3 protein-coding genes are annotated in these 2338 nt (G+C 61.8%); all 3 read left to right on the forward strand.

The features are described from left to right. Positions 1 to 82 precede the first annotated feature (82 nt). Positions 83 to 400: an IS66 family insertion sequence element accessory protein TnpA gene (gene tnpA / locus F2P45_RS33985; RefSeq protein ID WP_166882621.1), complete on the forward strand. Its 318-nt coding sequence runs from the start codon at positions 83 to 85 to the stop codon at positions 398 to 400. Further along, complete coding sequence (gene tnpB, locus F2P45_RS33990) at positions 400 to 756, forward strand: IS66 family insertion sequence element accessory protein TnpB (protein WP_166882622.1); 357 nt, start codon at positions 400 to 402, stop codon at positions 754 to 756. The genes tnpA and tnpB overlap by 1 nt, the downstream gene beginning before the upstream one ends. A 21-nt stretch (positions 757 to 777) precedes the next feature. After that, positions 778 to 2338: IS66 family transposase (gene tnpC, locus F2P45_RS33995; RefSeq protein WP_223164903.1), on the forward strand; the 1561-nt coding region annotated here is incomplete at its 3' end.

A 2338-nucleotide genomic window follows, 5' to 3' on the forward strand; every position in this document is an offset into this window, starting at 1 on the left:
GTAAGCGCTCCATAAACCCCAGACTTGCTGGCTAATCCGAATTTCCGCATTCTTGCTACTTCGATTTGATACCGGAGCAAGCATGGAAAACACGACCGTTTTTTGGGAGAAGCACGTTGCCGCGATTCGGCAGGAAGGCGTCGCGGTGACTGTCTACGCGAAGCGTCATGGTCTGTCGCTGGCATCGCTGTACTACTGGCGCCAGAAGTTGCTGACAGTGGACGGCAAGGCAGCATCGGCGGTACACGGCAAATTCGTCGCCGTTCGCATTGCACAGGCCGCGCCGCCATCGGCCGCTTGCACACTGATTTTGCCGTCGGGGCTGCGCCTCGAGATGGCCGCGCTGCCGGCACCGGTCTGGCTGGCGGCGCTGGAGCAGTCACACCCGGGAGCGCGCTGATGCACCCCGGCTGTCGTATCGAACAGGTCTATCTGTGCCGCGATCCGGTCGACTTCAGGAAGTCGATTGATGGACTGTCAGCGCTGGTTGAGCAGGAACTAAAGCTCGATCCTTTCGGAAGCGCGTTGTACGTGTTCGTCAACCGGCATCGCAACAAGATCAAGGTCTTGTACTGGCATCGCAACGGTTTCTGCCTTTGGCTCAAGCGTCTTGAGGCGGAAAAATTTGCATGGCCGCGTGAGGCCGACGGAGCCACCCAAACGGTGACGATACAGCAGTTTGAATGGCTGTTGGAAGGCTTCGATTTATGGCGAAATGCTCCTCATAAAACCTTGCATTTCGGTTCCGTTTCATAGGGGGATTTGGTAAAATAGTGCATGCCAGAAGCCGTCGCAAAACCTTCCATTTTACCCCCGCGCTACCAGCTCCCGGAGCTGGTGTTGCCGCCCGTTTTGCCCACCGACGCAGCCTCCTTAACGGCCCTGCTGCACGCGGTCATCGCCTCGCACAATGATGTCAAGACGCAGGCGCTAAACCACATGCAGCACATGCTCGAACAGTTCATCCTGGCGCGCCACCGCATGTTTGGCGCCAGCTCGGAGCAGTCGGCGAACCAGGGGCGTTTGTTCGACGAGGCCGAGACGCTCGCCGCCGACAGCACCGAGATACAGGACGTTGCGCCGTTGCCAACCGAGTTGGAGCCGGGCAAGGGCAAACCCGCATCCAAGCCGGCGCGTGGCAAGCGCGCGCCGTTACCATCGGAGTTGCAGCGCGTCGACGTGGTCCACGACGTCCCCGCTGCTGAACGCACCTGTCCGTGTGGCACCCCGATGGTCGAGATCGGGCAGGACGTTAGCGAACAGCTCGACATCGTACCGATGCAGGTGCGCGTGTTGCGCCACATTCGTAAGCGCTACGGCTGCCCCGGCAGCGAGCACGCGCCGGTAACGGCGCCGCTGCCACCGCAGCCTCTTCCCAAGAGCAACGCCAGCGCCGACTTCCTCGCCATGCTGCTGATCGTCAAGTTCATTGATGGCCTGCCGCTGTACCGCTTTGAATACGTGCTCGACCGCCATGGCGTGACCGTGCCCCGCCAGACGTTGGCGCGCTGGGTGATCGGCGCCGGCCGGTTGCTCCAACCGCTGCACAACCTGATGCGCGATGCGCTGCTTGAGTCACCCTTTATCCACGTTGACGAGACGGTGGTGCAGGTACTCAAGGCGCTTGGGAAGCAGCCAACGTCGAACAGCTATATGTGGGTGCAGACGGGCGGACCACCGGGCCAGCCGGTGGTGCTGTTCGACTACGATCCGGGCCGCGGGGCCCAGGTGCCGATGCGCCTGTTGCACGACTATCGTGGCTTCTTGATGACCGACGGCTACGATGGCTATAACCAGCTTGCGCGCACTGACGGCATTGAGCACATGGCGTGCTGGGCGCACGTGCGCCGACGTTTCGTCGAGGCCGTGAAAGTCCAGCCTAAGGGGCGGCGCGGTCTGGCAGACGAGGCGGTCGCCATGATCGGCAAACTGTATAGCATTGAGCGCGACTGCAAGGACGCCAGCGACGCGGAGCGCCTGCTGGCGCGGCAGACGCACAGCGTGCCGGCGCTCGCGGCGCTGAAGGCGTGGCTGGACAAATCCTTGCCAGGCGTGACGCCGAAGAGCGCGCTGGGCAAGGCACTGTCGTACATGCGCGACTACTGGAGTCGCCTGACACGTTACACCGAGCGCGGTGACCTGCCGATCGATAACAACAGATGCGAGAACGCGATTCGTCCATTCGTGGTGGGCCGCAAGGCATGGCTGTTTAGCGACACGGTAGCTGGAGCTAATGCGAGTGCGGTTATTTACTCGCTGCTGGAGACGGCCAAAGCGAATGGCCTGGAGCCTTACACATGGCTGCGCCGGGTGCTGCGCGACTTGCCAGCGGCGAAAA

Origin of the sequence: Massilia mucilaginosa, from assembly GCF_011682145.1 — a bacterium.
Classification (GTDB): domain Bacteria; phylum Pseudomonadota; class Gammaproteobacteria; order Burkholderiales; family Burkholderiaceae_D; genus Telluria_A; species Telluria_A mucilaginosa.

Coding starts and splice junctions, on each gene's coding strand:
- tnpA (WP_166882621.1), top strand. CDS start 83: ATGGAAAACACGACCGTTTTTTGGGAGAAGCACGTTGCCGCGATTCGG.
- tnpB (WP_166882622.1), top strand. CDS start 400: ATGCACCCCGGCTGTCGTATCGAACAGGTCTATCTGTGCCGCGATCCG.